Source organism: Streptomyces sp. NPDC012474 (assembly GCF_042955185.1).
GTDB classification, from domain to species: Bacteria; Actinomycetota; Actinomycetes; order Streptomycetales; family Streptomycetaceae; genus Streptomyces; species Streptomyces cahuitamycinicus.
Map to the genome: position 1 here is coordinate 166411 of NZ_JBIBEP010000019.1, position 17972 is coordinate 184382.

Sequence of the window (17972 nt, forward strand, 5' to 3'; positions counted from 1 at the left end):
GTGCCGACGAAGCACGACGCCGCCAAGCAGCTTGTACGAACCCAGGTCTGGGATGCTCTCGACGCTGCCGGTGCGGTCTACGACGACACCGCGCACGGCCGCATCCCTAACTTCAAGGGCTCGGATCTGGCCGCGGCTCGTCTGGCGGAACTGGACGCGTGGAAGAAGTCCAGGGTCATCAAGGCCGTGCCGGACAAGGCACAGCTTCCTGTGCGGGCACGCGCTCTTGAGGAGGGCAAGCTCGTGTACATGGCGGTGCCGAAGCTGGCCACGCTCAAGCCGTTCTATCTGCTTGATCCTGCTGCGCTGGACGTCCCGCCACTTGAAGCTGCGGCGAGCCGCGTCGCGGCAACGGTTGCTCCCACCGTCGAAGTCGATGCCTTGAGGCCGGTGGATGTCGTGGTCCTGGGGAGTGTGGCGGTCAACCGCGATGGCGCTCGAATTGGTAAGGGGGCTGGTTATTCAGATCTCGAGTTTGCGCTTCTGACGGAGGCTGGACTCGTGGGTCCGAGCACGCTTGTCGTCACTACGGTCCATTCACTCCAAGTGATCGACTCTCCGATCCCGGTCACCGACCACGACGTGAACGTCGACCTGGTTATTACGCCCGAAGCAATGATCGAGTGCACTTCGCCGCGTCGACCGAAGGGGATCTTCTGGGACCATCTCGACGCCTCCAAGATCGCCGCCATCCCTGCTTTGCAGGCAAGGGCGAACCGCTAACGGCCGGATCGCCGTCGAGGTTCGGCACTGCATCCGGTCTCGCTGGAAGCGACTCCAACTTGCCGACGCAGTTGGTAACGAGTCGGCACTCACGATCAGACCCGGGTTGCTTCCAAGATCGCGTCCGAATGTCCGGAGGTGGCCGGGAGGTTGTGGCTGCGAGCCAAGAGGTACTCATTCCTGTCCTGTCAGGCGATCTGGCTCGGCGATCCGGATGAGGGCGTGACATACGCGGAATGGGCCTGCTGCGCTCCGACCAGAGGACGTTAACCATTCAGGCCATGCTGCACAGTACGACGTACAGGGTAGGTTGGCCGCTTTCGATGCGGCAGATGACGCGTTCGCCCACTCGCACCCGGCTGAGGACGAGTTATGAGTGGCGTACTACGACGTGGCATAGCACCACGGCGACCTGGCCATTCACGCCCACCAGGACCCGGGCCGTGCCCTTGGATGGGTTCACAGCGGAGGTCGCCGGACACAGCGACGATTACGCCCGCTCGCTCCCGCACCAAGCTGGTCACAGGTCACTGGTCACAGCGAAGGGCGACGAACGCTGCGGCCGAGGGTTGGACATGGGCCGATCGCCCCAGCGCCAAGGACGGAACGCCGGGGCGCAACATAGCCGACGATCGCCGGTTAGCCAAACCGGCGATCCTGCGGACTATCGATGTGGGCGCCGGAGGCCAGCCCTTAACGCGTGTTAGTAGGAGTCCTCCGGGTGCGCTGAATAGTCATGTGTAACAACTCAGGAGCTGACGGTGCGCTTCATGGATATCAGGGAAACGGCTGAGTTTTTGAACGTGTCCATCTCTTGGCTCTATAAGAATTCGACCCGTTCAGGACTGGCATTCTACAGATTCGGAACGGGTCCGAATGCCAAAATTCGATTCAAAGTGTCAGAGGTTGAAGCCTGGGTGAAGCAGCAGCGAGAGATGGGCTGCTAAAACTCGTTCTGGTTGGCTAATTCTAGAAACCCTGCAGTAGCGGATGTAGATGGTGTTGGTGGCGACCTTGCAAAGCCGTTCATTGATTCGTGGGATGGGGTCGTTTTTCAAGGAGTGTGAGCATCCGCGGTCGCGGAGGTCGAAGTGCCCTCACCCGTACAAGATCCGGTATCGGTCGGCGGCCGGGCGGCAGGTGAAGGAGTCCGGGTTCGCGACCCAGGATGCGGCCCTCGAGCGTTTGACGGAAATCTACAACGCGAAGAAGGCGGCGCCGCGGGGCCGGGCGAAGGCGGAGCGGATCGCCCGGTACGGCGCGATGCGGTTCGAGGAGTACGCCACCGGGTGGAAGGCTGGCCAGCGGGATCTGGGGCCGGCCTCGGTGGTGCACCTGGAGTCGCTGCTGAATATCCATCTGCTGCCGCTGCTGGGCAGCCGGCGGATGAACACCTTCGACCACAAGGTCGTGGAGGGTTTCCTTCAGACCCTGGAGCGCAACGGCATCGGCTTGGCCGCCCAGGCGAACGCCTTTGACAAGCTGAAGGCGATCCTGCTGGATGCGAACCGGCTGGGGCTGTTCGACGACAATCCGGTGGCCGGGATCAAGCCGCCGCAGTACGACCCCAAGCGGGTGGTGATCCCCTCACCGGAGCAGTTGCGGCAGATACGCACCGCCGGCGACGACAGCTTCCTGCTGGTAGCCGATCTGATGAGCGGGTGCGGGATGCGTAACGGTGAGGCGTTTGCGGTCAACCTCAACAACATCGTCGCCGACGACGTCTACCGCATCACTGAGCAGGTCAACCGGACCACCTGCCAGTACGAGCGGCTCAAGCACCGCAAGGCGGGCGAGTACCGGGACGTGCCCCTACCCGCCCGGGTACGGCAGACCATCGAGTGGTACGCCTCCAAGCACGGCACCGTCGAGGGCTACCTGCTGCGCCACCCCAGCGACCCGACCCGCACGTTCCCGCACTACCACATCGCCAATCAGTGGCAGCGGATCAAGAAGGCCGGCCAGGTCGACATCCCTGAAGGGATGGTTGTCTACGGCATGCGGCACTTCTTCGCCTCCAACTGCCTGACCCACGGCATCCCCATCACCGACGTCGCCGAGTGGATGGGCCACAAGACCATCGAGATCACCTTCAAGATCTACCGCCACCTCATGCCCGGCTCCATCAGCAAAGCCGCCAAAACCCTCAACCACGCCCTCGCCGCGTAGGAACCCATCGGCGAGCACAGGCGGATCAACGGCCTCAACCTCGCCGCTGGTCGAGATGTCGCCCAGGCCGGTGATCTCGACGGCCGAGGCGGCGTCCTTGCCGGACCGGTCGTGGTGTTGCCGCTCCAGATCTCGCGTCGGCGCGCCAGCCGGGCGACGTGCCGTCCTATGTGGTCTCCTCGACAAGCTCGTCGAGCTCACCATGTTGCGATCCTCAGACGCCCCGAAGGGCAACCGCTAGATGGCTGTCCCCGGTCGGTACCGGCGCGATCGGCGGGTTGCGATCCTCGATCACCTTCGAGGGGCGACCGCCAGAGCCACCCCGCTGTAGGCAGCGGTGAACGCGAGGACGTTGCGATCCTCGGTCACCCGGAGAGCGACCGCCAGCTCCCCGCCGGTTCAGGTACATGTCGGCGGCTGTTGGTTGCGATCCTCAGTGGCCCCGGAGGACGACCGCCAGTCAGCGAGCTTCTTCCAGCATACCGGCGGCTGTTGGTTGCGATCCTCGGTCACCCCGGAGAGCGACCGCCAGGCCACTCTGTTTCCAGCGCCGTGGTGCGGCCGTTGAGGTTGCGATCCTCGGTCGCCCCAGAGGGCGACCGCCAGGTCGGTGGTGGGGCGCTGGCGCTGGACGACCTGAAGAAGTTGCGATCCTCGTTCGCCCCGGAGGACGACCGCAAATACCGCCAGGCTTGAGCGCGGTCGTAGTAGCCGTTGCAATCCTCGGTCACCCCGGAGGGCGACCGCCAGACTGGGGTGCTGTCCCAGCCGGTCCAGCCGACGAGGTTGCGATCCTCGGTCGTCCCGGAGGGCGACCGCCAGTTTGTACTCGTTGTGGTTGGCGGCCATGATCGCGGTGTTGCGATCCTCGGTCGCCCCGGAGGGCGACCGCCAGGAGGCAGCTGCGCCGTCGCGGCGCCCTGCTCACCATGTTGCGATCCTCGGTCACCCCCGAGGACGACCGCCAGGGCAGCAACTCCGGCACGCCCGACGCCTGCACGACGTTGCGAACCTCGGGGTCGCCCCGGAGGGCGACCGCCAGGTCCTCACCGGCAGTCCCGGCGTCCGCGAAGTAGACGTTGCGATCCTCAATCACCCCGGGGGGCGACCGCCAGACCAGGCCCAGCAGGCCTACCGGGACCTGGTGTTCGAGTTGCGATCCTCGGTCGTCCCGGAGGGCGACCGCCAGCTTGTTACAGCCGCACATTGTGATCACTCCTCTCGGTGTTGCGATCCTCGGTCGCCACGCAGGGTGACCGCTACGACGCCACTGTTCCGGAACAACGTATCGATCGGTGGGACTTTCAACCGATTCCCATATCACTACACGGCGGGTTCGATTCCTCGTTGGGGGTGGTAAGGGCCTGTCCACTCGCATAGGTCACCGGCGATTTCGACGGCGTGTCCAGCGTTGATCGCTGTCTCTAGTTCTGGTTGCGGGATGGATGCCATGTGGTCTTGGAGTTTGCGGTAGGTCTCGGGGGTCGGTACGCCGCTACGGAGTTGTTCGATGGCGTTTTGGGCGGCCTGTCGGTCGTTCTGGTTGAGCTGGGGGCGGATGACAACGACGGCCACGGAGTGCTCGTTGTCGATCATGCGCATTTTGCGGGCGGTTTCCGGGTAGTCGAGTTTTTCTCGCAGCGCTTCGATGGCTTCTCCGGTGGCTCCGTTGGGGTCCGTGGAGGAGCGTCCGGCTTGGAGCCGGTAGCGGTGCTGGTAGTAGGAGCGCAGTGTGTCCAGGTCGTCTGGGTCTGCGAGGCCCTTGCCGAAGCGGCGGGATGCTGCGGCGATGCCGCACCGGTTGTAGATCACTTGCGGCTGGAGACCGTCCGTCGGTTCGAAGACGGTCATGATGCTGTCCTCGGTCGGGCGGTGCCCTTCGCGGTTGATGCGCCCGGCGGCCTGCTGTTCGGACTCTGGCAGCGATCGGGCGCGGTATCCGCGCGGGAAGTCGAGATCGACACCGGCCTCGATGAGCGATGTCGACACCAGCAGCGTGTCCAGGCCGGCGTCAAGGCGCTGTTTTGTCGCTTGAATGGTCTCTCTGCGGTGGCCGCCGGTCATGCGGGTCGACAGGTGCAGAGTGCCGGGGTTCTCATCGCGGTCGCCGAGCCAGACCTTGTGTACGTGGCTGGCGTCTTTCGTTCCGTTGACCACCATCAGAGCCTGGCCGTGCGTTGCGGCCTCTGCGGCAATGCTTCTGAGGGTCACCTCTGAGCCGGTGCGCCAGTCGTACCGGACTCGGCGGAGCCGCTGGAAAAGTGGTGCGGGGTCGGTGACGATGTCGCGCTGGGGCAGGCCGGTCTGCCAGGGGTTCAGCGCGGCGAGTTCCGGTTGTGTGGCCGAGGACAGGACCAGGGTGACGCCGTAGTGCTCAACGAGTTCCCGCAGCCCTGACAGGATCGGTGTCAGCAGGGCGTCGGGGAGGGCTTGGACCTCGTCCAGGACGATGACGGAGTTGGCGAGCCGGTGTAGTCGGCGGGTGGCCGATGGGCTGTTGCCGAACAGGCTCTCGATCAGGCGGACCGTGGTGGTGACGATGAACGGGGCGTCCCAGTTCTCCGCGGCCAGCTTCGCCCACCGGTTAGGACGGGCACGCTTTTGATCTCGGCGGGTATCACCTGAAGCGCTTGAGGACCGCGCTGCTCGCCGGTCGCAGGCCTCGAAGTTTGCGGCGGAGTGGTGTTCCAGCACCGCCTGCGGCCCGTGTTCTGGATCCAGCAGGCTCCGGTAGACAGCCGCATTCTGCTCTGTGATCGAGATGAACGGGACTGCCACGATGACGCGCCGCAGCCCGTGCAGCGCGGCGTGTCGGAGTGCGAAGCCTCCGCCAGTGAACGTCTTTCCCGCGCCAGTCGGCAGGTGCAGCCGGTACACCCCCGGCTCACCGGCTGCGGCTTCCAGCGCCTCTTGGTAGACGTCCCCGCGGAGCCCGTCCAGCCACGAGGGCTCTTTCCGGCGCCGGCGCTCGGCAAGGGCCTCCTGGCGACGGGTCTCATACCGCTCCCACAATTCGGGCATGCTCACGTCCGGCCGAGAAAGCGGGCCGGGCCGGAAGTGCGCGGCGGTGTCGAGCCGGTCAGCGTCGACCACGGCCGAGTAAGTCATGCGGACCAGCATCTCCACGCTGGTTTTGTTGCGCGGGTCGAGCCAGCCCGGGACCGTCGGGCAGGTTCTGTCCAGGATCTCCGGCATGATTTCGGCGACCCGGCTGATCGCCTCGTCCACCTCTTTGGGGTCCCGCATCAGGCTCTTGAGCCGGACGCTGAGTTCCGACCAGGCGGACAGGCCGGTGTGGTGTCCCTCGATGACGCCGGCGAACGGTGTCAGCACCGGATGCTGCCGGGCCACTTGAGCGAACAGAAACGCCCCGGCGGCATGGTGTGCGGGGCGGCGGACCTTCCGGCCAGTTGTGGCTTCTTCGATCAGGCCGGCCTGCCAGGCGCATGCGCCCTTGCCGGTGTCGTGGTCGCGTCCCAGCCGGTAGGCGAGTTCTCCGCCTCCCCACGGGTCGGCGAAACGCCGGGCCAGCTCGCCGGTGCCTCGGGCGTGATCTTCGTACCAGTGCCAGATGCCCCGAGGACCCGGTGAGTGTGCTACGAGCCTACCTTCCGGAACGGGCATCCATCTCAATATCGCACCAACTGCCTTTTTTGCAACCATACTTGACTTACCATCACTTATGTATTGAGATCCGGCTAGATCGCTGCAGTTCACTACTGGCCCGCGTACCGCCGGTCGTGGATCGGGGCAGTGCGACGACGCTAGCCGCCGGCACTGACAACGGGCCGAGCCAGCCAGGGCATGAAGGGGGAGGATGCATGATTTCCGAACAAGGGCGGCAACGTGGGGAGAGGGCCGACCGGCCGCTTCACGTGCAGGTGGAGGCGTGGGGGCCGCTGGCCTGCTTCACCCGCCCGGAACTCAAAGTCGAACGGGTCTCCTACCCGGTCATGACCCCCTCGGCAGCAAGAGGGCTGCTGGAGGCGATCCTGTGGAAGCCCGAGATGACCTACCGGATCAAGCAGATCGAACTGCTCAAGCCGGTGCAGTGGACCAGCTTCCGGCGCAACGAAGTCAACAACTCGATCATCACCAAGAAGACCTTCGAGGACCTGCGCGCCAACAACGGCTACCGCTATGACGTCGCCGAGGACCGCGGGCAGCGCGTCACCGTCGCACTGCGCGACGTCGCCTACCGCATCCACGCCACCATCAACGCCACCGACCGCTGCACCGAACCGCTGCCGAAGTACCGCGACCAGTTCGACCGCCGCCTCAAGCGCGGTGCGTGCTTCGAACAGCCCCACTTCGGCTGCCGCGAGTTCGCAGCCTTCTTCGGCCCCCGCGGATCAGCGCAAGAAGCCGGCGTCGTCGCCGCCGCCGACCAGGCAGGCATCCCACCGATCGACGAGATCGGACTGATGCTCCACCACATCGAGTACCTGCCGAAGGGCAAGGAGCGCTACCACTGGTTCCGCGCCCGCCTCGAGCGCGGTGTTCTCCACGTGCCGGACCGCCCGCTCGACCCCACGCAACTCAGCGGGATGCCGGGGGCAGAGGGCCGCGTATCTGCCGAAGGGACGGTTTGAGGTGCTCCTACACAGCCTCGTCCAGCACGCCGACAGCCGCGAGGATGCCGTCCCCGACTACTACCAGCGGCGTCCGATCATGTGGCAGATCGACCTTTCCAGCACCGGCGATGCCGAGCCGCTGATCATCGACCTGCGCCCCGGCAAGGGGGAAGAACCACGGAAGGTCACCGCCCCCTACACCGGCCGCTCCGGGAAGAACCCTCCGCCGTTCCTGCTCGCCGACAGCGCGCTGTACGTTCTCGGCCACCCCGGCCTGGTGAAAGGGCCGGAGGATAAGAAGGTTCCGTCGACCGACCCGAAGGACATCACCAAGGCCGAGGAGCGTCACACCGCCTACCGCGCCATGGTGACCTCCTGGTGCAACGAGCACCCCGGTCTTCCCCAGGCTCGCACCCTGGCCCAGTGGCTGGACAGCCACTCCGCGCCGGACGACTGGCCCAAGGAGATGGATCAAGGGCACCTCGTGGCCATCAGTGCGGACGGCGAGTGGATCCACGACCTCCCCCAGGCCCAGCGCTGGTGGGCAGAGAAGGTCAAGAGCGCGAAGAGCGGCAAGCCAGGCCAGAGTCAGGAAGGCTTGTGCCTTGTCTGCGGGCAGACGGGAGCGCTGTTGTCCACTCTCCCGGTTCCCGTCAAAGGTCTTCCCAACTCCGGGATGAACACTCAGCTGATCTGCCTCAACCAGCCCGCCCACTACCGGGCCGGCATCAAGCAGCTGGGTGCCACCCCTGTCTGCGTCGACTGCGGAACCAAGGCGACCACCGCCCTGAACACGCTGCTGGCCGATCCCGAGCACCACATCCGCGCCGGCGACTCCGCCATCGTGTGGTGGACCCACAACCCCACCACCGAAACCGGCATGTGGACCCTGGACAACCCCGAACCCACCGAGGTTGCCCAACTCATCGACGGCCTCCACCACCCCTACAAGGGACACGACGCGCTGGCCGCCCTCGACGGTGACGCCTTCTACGCCGTCACCTTGCGGGTGAACACCAACAGGGTCATTGTCGCCGACTGGATCACCATCCCCGTCCCTGAGCTCAAGCAGCGGCTCGGGACCTGGTTCACCGACCAGCAGACCTGGGACGGCTGGAACAACGCCTCTCTCTACTGGCCCATCTGGCGCCTGGCCCTGGCCGCCGCCCGCTGGGACAAGCGCAAAAACAAGTACGTCGACACCACCATCCCCAAGCACCTGCAGGCCGACCTCGCCAAGGCCGCACTCCACGGCACACCGCCGCCCGCCCACGTCCTGCCGGTCCTCATGCAGCGCATCCGCGCCGACCACCACATCGACCGGCCCCGCATCGCGCTGCTGCGCCTCGCCCTGACCCGTACGACCACCCGCCACAAGGAGCTGTGCGTGCCCCAGCTGAACACCACCTCAACCGAACCCGGATACGTGTGCGGGCGGATCATGGCCATGCTCGAAGCGATTCAGCGCAAGGCCATGCCCAAGGTCAACACCACCATCACCGACAAGTACCTGACCACCGCCGTCGTCTCACCCCGAGCTGTCCTCACCCGGCTCCGCATCGGCGCACGCCCCCACCTGCGCACCATCGCTCGCAAAAGCGAACCCGCGGCCAAGGCCATGGAAAACCGGCTGCGGGACGCCTTCGACCTGCTCGACACCCTCCCCGCCCACCTCAACGCCGAGCAGCAGGGCCTGTTCATCCTCGGCTACGAACACCAGCGGGCTCACTCCGCCCGGGCCGCAGCCGAAGCCATCAAAGCCCGCGAAGCCGGCAAGGAACTCGCCGCCGACCAGACCGCGGACGCCCTTCCCGAAGCGGCCGAAGACACGGACACAACCGACGAAACCCTCTGGTAAGCGCCCGACAGCCCGCACCCTTGTCAACCCGGAAAGGACACCGAAACACAGCCATGAGCGCCGCGCACCTGGACCCCACCCGCAAGCACGACTACGTCTTCCTCATCGACGTCAAGGACGGCAACCCCAACGGCGACCCCGACGCCGGCGGCATGCCCCGCATCGACCCCATCACCAGCCAGGGCATCATCACCGACGTAGCCCTCAAGCGAAAGATCCGCAACACCATCACCCTCACCCACCAGGGGCAGCCAGGCTTCGAGATGTACGTTGAGGAAGGCGTCGCCCTCAACCCGCAGATCCAGCGCGCCTACCAGGAAGGCGGGACCACAGAAGGCGACACCGCCACCGCCCAGCAGTGGATGATCCGCAACTTCTACGACGTACGCATGTTCGGCGCCGTCATGTCCGTCGGCGACCAGAAGAAGCACGCTGGCAAGGCCCGCGGACCCATGCAGCTCACCTTCTCCCGCTCCATCGACCCCGTCACCCCGCTCGAGGCCGGCATCACCCGCGTCGCCCCGAACAAGCCCGAAGACCTCGCCAACGGCAAGGTCACCGAGATGGGCAACAAACACTACGTGCCCTACGGGCTCTACCGCGGCCACGGCTTCTACTCCGGAGCCCTCGGCTCAAAAGTCGGCGTCACCCCGGACGACCTGGCCGCCTACTGGCACGCCATGACCATGATGTTCGACCACGACCGCGCCGCCTCCCGTGGCGAAATGGCCATCCGCGGCCTGTACGTCTTCACCCACGACGACGCCTACGGACGAGCCCCCGCCCACAAACTCTTCGACCTCATCCGCATCAAACCACTAGGCCACAGCGAAGCACGCTCCTGGGACGACTACACCGACCGCATCAACATCGACGAAGACCACATCCCCGACGGAGTCACCCTCACCCGCCTCATCGACTGAGCCGACCCAAGGACACGAACCCGGCGCAGGGCTACGCACCGCCTCATAGCAGTCGCCCTCCGAGACGACCGAGGATCGCAACATGGTGATGCAGGGAACCGGCGGAAACCACGGTTCCTGACGGTCGCCCTCCTGGGGCGACCGGGGATCGCAACGGATCAGTGGGGATCACGTACTCCGGGTACCAGGCTGCTGATCGCCCTCCGGGGCGACCGAGGATCGCAACTTCGCGGACGTCACCCTGTAGGAGTCGTACATCGACACTGGCGGTCATCCTCCACGATGACCGAGGATCGCAACTGAAATGGCTGGGTTTTTGATGAAATGGTTTCCATACGGCGGTCGCTCCCCGGGGCGGCTGAGGATCACAACATCGAGAAGACGTTCAGCCGCGGCGGGGTCCTCACCCCCGGCGGTCGCCCTCCGGGACGGCCGAGGATCGTAACGGCGAAGAGGGGAACGTTGCGGTGACGGCGACGGAGGTTGGCGGTCGCCCTCCGGAGCGGCCGAGGATCGCAACTACGGTGTTGAAATTTGGTACTCAGGCTCCCACAAGACTGGCGGCCGCCCTTAGGGGGCCACCGAGGATCACAACTGGCTACCCCGGGGCTGTGTGCACTCCCCGCACAACTGGCGGTCGCCCTCCGGGGTGACCGATCCGGGACACCAAGGGCAAGAACGTCATCATCATTGGCGGTCGCCCTCCGGGGCGACCGAGGTTCGCAACAGACGGCTGATCGCATCCATCGCGTCCACGAGCCCGCTGGCGGGCACCCTCCAGGGCGACCGAGACTCGCAACTGAGTGGTATCGGTCGGGGTGCCACCCCCTTCCAACTGGCAGTGACGCTCCAGGGTGGCTGAAGATCGCAACTGCGCGGTCGGCGTGCTGATACCAAGCTCTTCAGACCTGTCGGTCGCCCTCCGGGGCGACCGGGGATCGCAACATGGTGGTGGCGGAGACAGCGTATCGGGAGCCGGCGTCTGGCGGTCGCCCTCTAGGGTGGCCGAGGATCACAACGAACGCACCGCCGACGGCACGCCGTGCGTGAACCAGCCTGGCGGTCGCCCTCAGGCCGACCGAGGATCGCAACTGCGCCAGCGTGGTGAGCTGGACCGGAAATCGGGTCTGACGCTCGTTCTTCGGAGCGGCCGAGGATCGCAACTGAATAGAGCCGGTACGGCACCCACCGGCAGAGCCGGGTGGCGGTCGCCCTCCGGGGCGGCCGAGGGTCGCAACTACCAAGGCCGGATTCAGAACGAAGCTTTCCTGACCACTGGCGGTCGCCCTCCGGGACGACCGAGGATCGCAACATCTACAACACGTACAAGCTGGGCTACTTCGGCCTGGAACGGCCGCTCTCTGGGGCGGCCGAGGATCGCAACTTGCACGGCCCGTGGATCTCAACGTAGGGGTAGGTGGTGGCGGCCGCCCTCCGGGGGCGGCCGAGGATCGCGACGCATTGTGATTGGCGACGGAGTGCGCGTGGCCCGCGAGTGGCGGCCGCCCTTCGGGGTGGCCGAGGATCGCAACAGCCCTCACCTGGTCGTCCCTGAGGAGGGATGGATTTGTCGGTCCCTCAGGCGTGACCGAGGATCACAACCGCGGGCACGGAAACGACACCTGGACCGATCCCGACCGGTTGGCGGTCGCCCTCCGGGGCGACCGAGAATCGCAACTGAATAGAGCCGGTGACGGCACCCACCGGCAGAGCCGGGGGGCGAGGATCGCAGCTTCGGCATGGACTCCACGCCGGTGAAGAATGCCAAGGCTGACGGTTGCCTTCCGAGGCAACTGAGGATCGCAACTACGTGCCTGAGGGGGAGACCACCGAACGCTCCGACTGGCAGTCGCTCTCCGAGGCGGCTGAGGATCGCAACTACGAGGACTCCACGGCCGACGACATCGAGACCGAACTGGCGGTCACCCTCCAGGGCGCCCGAGAATCGCAACGTCACCGGCACTCGGACCCTAGAATCCGAGGTTTTGTGGCTGCCGCCCCTCGGAGCGGCCGAGCATCGCAACTGGGATGACGTCTGAAAGGGGCGCGGCAACATTCTCGACTGGCGGTCGCCCTCCGGGGCGGCCGAGGATCGCAACTACGTCGACCCGACGGCGCCGGGCACCCATGGCGACCTCTGGCGGTCACTCTCCGGACGACCGAGGATCGCAACACCACTGCCGAGAAACTCGACGAGCTCGGCGACAAGAATGGCGGTCGTCCTTAGGGATTACCGAAAATCGCAGGGATCGCAACCGCTGGCACCGTGACTGGCTGGTCGACACAAGCGAGCTGGCGGGCGCCCTTCGGGGCGGCCGAGGATCACAACGGCACTCAAGCTGAGGAACTGGGAGATGCGCTGTTCGCGCTGGCGGTCGCCCTCTTGGGCGACCGAGGATCGCAACTGAAATGGGTGGGTTTTGACGCAATGGTTTCCACCTAGTGGTCGCCCTTCAGGGCCACCGAGAATCGCAGCTAAAACGGACGACTGGGGCCGGGAGCGGGTGATGCTCTGGCGGTTGCTAATGCGGGTGGCCGAGGATCGCAACGACGCGCGGATCCGGGCGCACACCCGCCCGACGCCCTGGCGGTCGCCCTTCGGGGCGATCGAGGATCGCAACGCGTACATGCCGGGCGTCTGGACGACCGGGATGTCGGCTGGCGGCCGCCCTCCGGGGCGACCGGGGACCGCAACGCGATCGCGTCGAGCCTGCACTGCCACGCCAACACTGCTGGCGGTCGCCCAACGATGCTACCGAGAATCGCAACCTCGTGCCCAGCGTACGGAGCGATGCCGCAGCATCGTCCTGGCGGTCGCCCTCCGGGGCGGCCGAGAATCGCAACGCCTCGACCGCGGCCACCACCACCCAGGCCGCCGCCGAGGCTGGCGGTCGCCCTTCAAGGCAACCGAGAATCGCAACAACCAGCACAAGGATCACGCTCAGCGGAACCTCGTCCTGGCGGTCGCCTTCCAGAGCGACCGAGGTTCACAACTGGCGGTCGGTCTCGCCTCGCTCGGGGGTGTCGAGCTGGCGGTCGCCCTTCGGGGCGACCGAGAATCGCAACATGCGGCGCTACGATCAGCGCACCCCGTACATGCCGCTGGCGGTCACCCTCCGGGGAAGCCGAGGCTCGTAACGTGTGGCTGGACCGCGGAGAGACCGGCCTCGGCGCTGGCGGTTGCCCTCTGGGGCGACCGAGGATCGCAACTCGTCGGCGAGACGCTGCTCCTCGCGCACGCGTTCGGCTTGGCGGTCGCCTTCCGGGGCGACCAAGGATCGCAGCGCCCCGGAGCTATAGGCGGAGGTGCTGGGCGAGGCCAGGCCGTCCTCATCTAGGACGGTCGAGGATCGCAGCACCGCCAATGGCGCGGCTAACCTCATAAAGGCGAGCTGGCGGTCGCCCTTCGAGGCGACCGAGGATCGCAACTCCAAGTGGGGTGCGCTCGGCGACCTCGACGAGCGCTGGCAGTTGCGCTTCAAGGCAACTGAGGATCGCAACATCGGCGTCTCCATGTATTTCGCCTGATGCCCCGGCACTGGCGGTCGCCCTCCAGGGCGACGGAGGGTCACAACTCACCACGGGCGCAGACCCCGTTGTAATCGAAGACGAGCGCTGAATACCCGATGGGTTCCTACGCGGCGAGGGCGTGGTTGAGGGTTTTGGCGGCTTTGCTGATGGAGCCGGGCATGAGGTGGCGGTAGATCTTGAAGGTGATCTCGATGGTCTTGTGGCCCATCCACTCGGCGACGTCGGTGATGGGGATGCCGTGGGTCAGGCAGTTAGAGGCGAAGAAGTGGCGCATGCCGTAGACGACCATCCCGTCGGGGATGTCGATCTGGCCGGCCTTCTTGATCCGCTGCCATTGGTTGGCGATGTGGTAGTGCGGGAAGGTGCGTGTCGGGTCGCCGGGGTGGCGTAGCAGATAGCCGTCGACAGTGCCGTATTTGTCGGCGTACCACTCGATCGTCTGGCGCACCCGCGCGGGCAGAGGCACGTCCCGGTACTCACCCACCTTGCGGTGCTTGAGCCGCTCGTACCGGCAAGTCGTCCGGTTGACCTGCTCGGTGAGGCGGTAGACGTCATCGGCGACGATGTTGTTGAGGTTCACAGCGAACGCCTCACCGTTGCGCATGCCGCAGCCACTCATCAGATCGGAGACCAGCAGGAAACTGTCGTCGCCGGCGGTACGTATCTGCCTCAGCTGCTCGGGCGAGGGGATCACCACCCGCTTGGGGTCGTACTGCGGCGGCTTGATCCCGGCCACCGGGTTGTCGTCGAACAGCCCCAGCCGGTTCGCATCCAGCAGGATCGCCTTCAGCTTGTCGAACGCGTTCGCCTGCGCGGCCAGACCGATGCCGCCACGTTCCATGCCCAGGAGAAAAGCTTCAACGACCTTGTGGTCGAAGGTGTTCATCCGCCGGCTACCCAGCAGCGGCAGCAGGTGAATGTTCAGCAGCGACTCCAGATGCACCACCGAGGCCGGCCCCAGGTCCCGCTGCCCCGCCTTCCACTCGACGGCGTAATCCTCGAACCGCATCGCCCCGTACCGGGCGATCCGTTCCGCCCTCACCTGACCCCGCGGCGCCGCCTTCTTCGCGTTGTAGACCTCCGTCAAACGCGCGATCGCCTTGTCCTGCGTCGCGAACCCGGACTCCTTCACCTGCCTACCGGCCGCAGACCGGTAGCGGACCTTGTACGGGTGAGGACACCTCGACCACCGCGACCGCGGATGCTCACACTCCTTAAAAAACGAACCCATCCCACGAACCAGACCAGTGGCACTCACGGTTGCCTACTCCTCCGGGACCGATGCTGACAGTTCGCTAACCGTCGGCGGTCCGGAACGCCGCTGACCTGCACTAATGCACGCAGGATCCGCTATGTTCTGGAACTGGATCGGACGGTCGCAGGAGGAGATCGAGCAGGCGCGGCGGGACTGGATGGATGGGTCGCGGTTCGGGGAAGTGAAAGGGTACGACGGTGCTCCACTGCCCGCACCGGAACTGCCGCCGGTGCCGTTGAAACCGCGGGGGAGGGTGCGCTGACCTGCGGGAACGCGTCAGATGGGTGGCCGCAGGCCGGAGGACGGTCGGGCCGTTCTCGCTGTCGTCCACCTGCTTGCCGGAAGGCGCCCAAACGGCTGGCTGGCTCAGGCCGGTGCGGTTGGCGATTCCATAGTGTGGCTGTCCTGGCGTTCGCCATGCCAGTTCAGCGGCTTGTGTCTGGGTTGCGAACCACCGCCACTGGACAGTGGGCATGATGCAGCATGGCCTGGCTCACGGATCCGAGCAGGAGTCCGGCGAAACCGCCGCGTCCGCGTGCACCCACTACCAGCAGTTGGGCCGTGCGGCTCGCCTCGATCAGCGCCTCCCGCGTCCCGCCGTGGACAACCTCGTGTTTCACGCTCACACCCGGATACGCCTCCTGGCGGCCGGCAAGAGCCTCGTGCAGTAGACGTTCCTCCTGCGCGGCCAGCGCTCCCGGCTCGTTCGCGTACGGCATTGCCTCGTCCTGCGGCGGTGGCATCGGCGCGTTCCATGGGGTCCAGGCGTGCAAAGCGACGATGCCGACCCCGCGTAGCGCCGCCTCGGCGAAAGCGAAATCAACCGCTCCAGCACCGGCCGAGGAGCCGTCGACACCCACCACGATCGGCCCTGTGCCCTGGCCTTCCTCGCGGACGACGAGGACCGGGCATTGGCCATGCGCTGCCAGATGCACTGCCGTCGACCCCACCATCAGCCCGACGAAGCTCCCCAAGCCGCGCGAGCCGACAACCACGAGTTCCGCAGCACGCGACTGCGCTTCCAGGACCGTCAGCGGTTCACCTGTCACCACCGCGCGGGAGACCTCGACGTCTGGTGCCACCGTCCTGGCGCGCTCCTCAGCCTCGGCCAGCAGGCGTTCCACCATGCTGCGCAAGCCGCTCTCAGGCGGGCCCATGAAAGACCGGCCCAGCGGTACGTGCATGGCGGGCCAGATGAACGCATGCACCACCCGCACATCCGCGCCGTGCCACCGTGCCTCCCGTGCCGCCGCCTCTACCGCGGCCAAACTCGAGGCCGAACCGTCCACGCCCACCACAACCAGACCGCTCATCACACCTCCCGCGCTCCTGCCTTCCAGGGTCACTCCGACGACTTTCCGGTGCCAACGGATCAAGTGGCCATCGCATGGGCACGTCGGCACCCTGGCGGGGAGGCGGCTGGCTGCTTAGGAATCACCTGGCAGTAGCGGTTCAGCGCGAGACCGTTTAACAGTTCGGATGGCGGGGTGCGATCGCGGACGGGGCGGATCGTGTCGCCGGGCTCCTCCGGCGCCGACTCGCATTGAGGAGTGCGGTCCCGAACGCTGTCCGGACTGCGTCGGTGCGGGCGCCTGCGGACGGCCGGCTGTTTTCGTCGAGCTCGCTGGAAGTGCAGGAATCCAGACGGTGAGGCGGCCTCGTACCCGCCGCCGCACGCGCGCACGGACCATGCGGCAGACCGACAGAACACTGTGAGCTCGGTTCCTATGAACCGCTCAACCATTGGCCAAGGGCTGGCACGGACGTGATCATCGGAGCTGTCCGCGGCTCTGGCCTGTGGGGTTCACACGTCAGCCGGGTTTGGCGACGGTGAGGAGCACCGCTGCGTCGTCGATCGCCTGGAGGGCGTGGCGGGCTGGGGGGATGACGATCAGGTCGCCGCTGCGCCCCTCCCAGGTGGTCTCGCCACTGGTGAGCCGCACGCGTCCGCGCAGCACGAGCAGGGTTGCCTCTCCGGGGTTCTCGTGCTCGGCCAGCGACGTTCCGGCGGTCAGGGCGAGGACGGTCTGGCGCAGCGTGTGCTCATGGCCGCCGTAGACGGTGGTGGCGCTGCGCCCGCTGGAGGTGGAGGCGGCCCGTTCCAGTTGCTCGCGAGCCTGCGCGTCCAGGGAGATCTTCTGCATGTGTGCGGCCTCCAGGTATGTGCGGCGGCATCCATCCGCTGGTGCGCCGTTCGAACAGTCCCACATGGCTGGACGCACCGACCGGCACCGACACCCACCCACTCGCCGGATCGGTGGGGTGTCCCGGTCGGCTGTGGTCGTATGGCGTATTGGCCATATTCCGCACAGTGTGGATGTATATGGGAGTAGAAGGGACGAATTTCATGGGTGGACGGGACTTGGCCTTGAACGTCGTGGTGGGTGTCGACGGCTCGCCTTCGTCGCATGCCGCGCTGCGGTGGGCAGTCCAGTATGCCGAGCTGACCGGCGGTGAGGTGGTGGCAGTGGCTGCCTGGGAGCTGCCCTGGGCGTACGGGTGGTCCGCGCCCGCGGTGGATCCCACGTTCGACCGAACGATCGCGGAACAGGGCCTCATGAACCAGGTGCACCAGGTGCTCGGCGAGTCGGGCGCCGCCCAGGTGCGAAAGCGTCTGGTCAAGGGCAATCCCGTCGAGGTGCTGCTGGGTGAGGCGGAAGGGGCCAAGGCGCTCGTGGTGGGCAGCCGGGGCATGGGCGGATTCCGTCGAACGCTGCTGGGTTCCGTGAGTCAGCAGTGCGCGATGCACGCCACGTGTCCGGTCGTCATCGTTCGTGGGACCGTCGAGGTGACGGACGCCGGTACACAGGCCGAGTGAGGCGGGACCCGCTGTTGGCGAGGGTTCCTAGGGCCTGTCCGATGGGTCAGGTAACCCGCCTGTCGGCCGGTCGTTCTATCCGGTGTGGGGCGGGGTGATCTTTCTGATGACGAGTGGGCTC

At 66.2% G+C, this 17972-nt stretch carries 13 protein-coding genes and 1 pseudogene; 10 read left to right on the forward strand and 4 right to left on the reverse strand.

Annotated elements, in window-relative coordinates; all coding sequences use genetic code 11:
* The 4 genes from ACFY9S_RS32850 to ACFY9S_RS32865 all read left to right on the forward strand — a co-directional run bounded on the left by ACFY9S_RS32850 (position 1) and on the right by ACFY9S_RS32865 (position 3588).
* A complete protein-coding gene (locus tag ACFY9S_RS32850; protein WP_391135722.1) occupies positions 1-723 on the forward strand; it encodes a 5-formyltetrahydrofolate cyclo-ligase in 723 nt (240 codons plus the stop codon).
* Between the two features lie 770 nt (positions 724-1493).
* Entirely contained in the window at positions 1494-1670 is a 177-nt protein-coding gene (locus ACFY9S_RS32855) for a helix-turn-helix domain-containing protein (RefSeq protein WP_391135773.1), read from the forward strand.
* Positions 1671-1908: 238 nt separating this feature from the next.
* Entirely contained in the window at positions 1909-2892 is a 984-nt protein-coding gene (locus tag ACFY9S_RS32860) for a tyrosine-type recombinase/integrase (protein WP_391135725.1), read from the forward strand.
* Positions 2893-3456: 564 nt separating this feature from the next.
* On the forward strand, positions 3457-3588 hold the full coding sequence (locus ACFY9S_RS32865) for a hypothetical protein (RefSeq protein WP_391135728.1): 132 nt from the start codon (positions 3457-3459) through the stop codon (positions 3586-3588).
* 627 nt (positions 3589-4215) lie between these two features.
* On the opposite strand, the gene ACFY9S_RS32870 is transcribed toward ACFY9S_RS32865, so the two are convergent.
* Entirely contained in the window at positions 4216-6516 is a 2301-nt protein-coding gene (locus ACFY9S_RS32870; RefSeq protein ID WP_391135731.1) for a CRISPR-associated endonuclease Cas3'', read from the reverse strand.
* A gap of 197 nt (positions 6517-6713) precedes the next feature.
* Here ACFY9S_RS32870 and cas5c point away from each other — a divergent pair, with 197 nt between their 5' ends.
* From cas5c to ACFY9S_RS32890, 4 genes are all read left to right on the forward strand, one after another.
* Positions 6714-7484 (forward strand): type I-C CRISPR-associated protein Cas5c, encoded by a 771-nt coding sequence (gene cas5c / locus ACFY9S_RS32875; protein ID WP_391135734.1) that lies wholly within the window; start codon positions 6714-6716, stop codon positions 7482-7484.
* 1 nt (position 7485) lies between these two features.
* Positions 7486-9324, forward strand: coding sequence for a type I-C CRISPR-associated protein Cas8c/Csd1 (cas8c, locus tag ACFY9S_RS32880; RefSeq protein WP_391135737.1), 1839 nt, complete (start codon positions 7486-7488; stop codon positions 9322-9324).
* 53 nt (positions 9325-9377) lie between these two features.
* Positions 9378-10247, forward strand: coding sequence for a type I-C CRISPR-associated protein Cas7/Csd2 (cas7c, locus tag ACFY9S_RS32885; RefSeq protein ID WP_391135739.1), 870 nt, complete (start codon positions 9378-9380; stop codon positions 10245-10247).
* A gap of 3306 nt (positions 10248-13553) precedes the next feature.
* The gene (locus ACFY9S_RS32890; RefSeq protein ID WP_391135742.1) at positions 13554-13775 is read left to right on the forward strand and encodes a hypothetical protein; all 222 of its coding nucleotides are present in this window, start codon (positions 13554-13556) and stop codon (positions 13773-13775) included.
* A 106-nt stretch (positions 13776-13881) separates the two neighbouring features.
* Here the strand turns inward: ACFY9S_RS32890 and ACFY9S_RS32895 are convergent, their stop codons facing one another.
* Positions 13882-14910, reverse strand: a complete 1029-nt coding sequence (locus ACFY9S_RS32895) for a tyrosine-type recombinase/integrase (protein ID WP_391135745.1) — start codon at positions 14908-14910, stop codon at positions 13882-13884.
* A gap of 220 nt (positions 14911-15130) precedes the next feature.
* Between ACFY9S_RS32895 and ACFY9S_RS32900 the strand changes: the two are divergent.
* A pseudogene (locus tag ACFY9S_RS32900) lies at positions 15131-15295 on the forward strand (pirin family protein); the annotation flags it as partial.
* Between the two features lie 163 nt (positions 15296-15458).
* On the opposite strand, the gene ACFY9S_RS32905 reads toward ACFY9S_RS32900, so the two are convergent.
* Positions 15459-16346, reverse strand: a complete 888-nt coding sequence (locus ACFY9S_RS32905) for a universal stress protein (RefSeq protein WP_391135748.1) — start codon at positions 16344-16346, stop codon at positions 15459-15461.
* Between the two features lie 498 nt (positions 16347-16844).
* Positions 16845-17177, reverse strand: a complete 333-nt coding sequence (locus ACFY9S_RS32910) for a cupin domain-containing protein (protein ID WP_266686215.1) — start codon at positions 17175-17177, stop codon at positions 16845-16847.
* A 203-nt stretch (positions 17178-17380) separates the two neighbouring features.
* Here ACFY9S_RS32910 and ACFY9S_RS32915 point away from each other — a divergent pair, with 203 nt between their 5' ends.
* Positions 17381-17851: a universal stress protein gene (locus ACFY9S_RS32915; protein WP_391135752.1), complete on the forward strand. Its 471-nt coding sequence runs from the start codon at positions 17381-17383 to the stop codon at positions 17849-17851.
* Positions 17852-17972 lie beyond the last annotated feature (121 nt).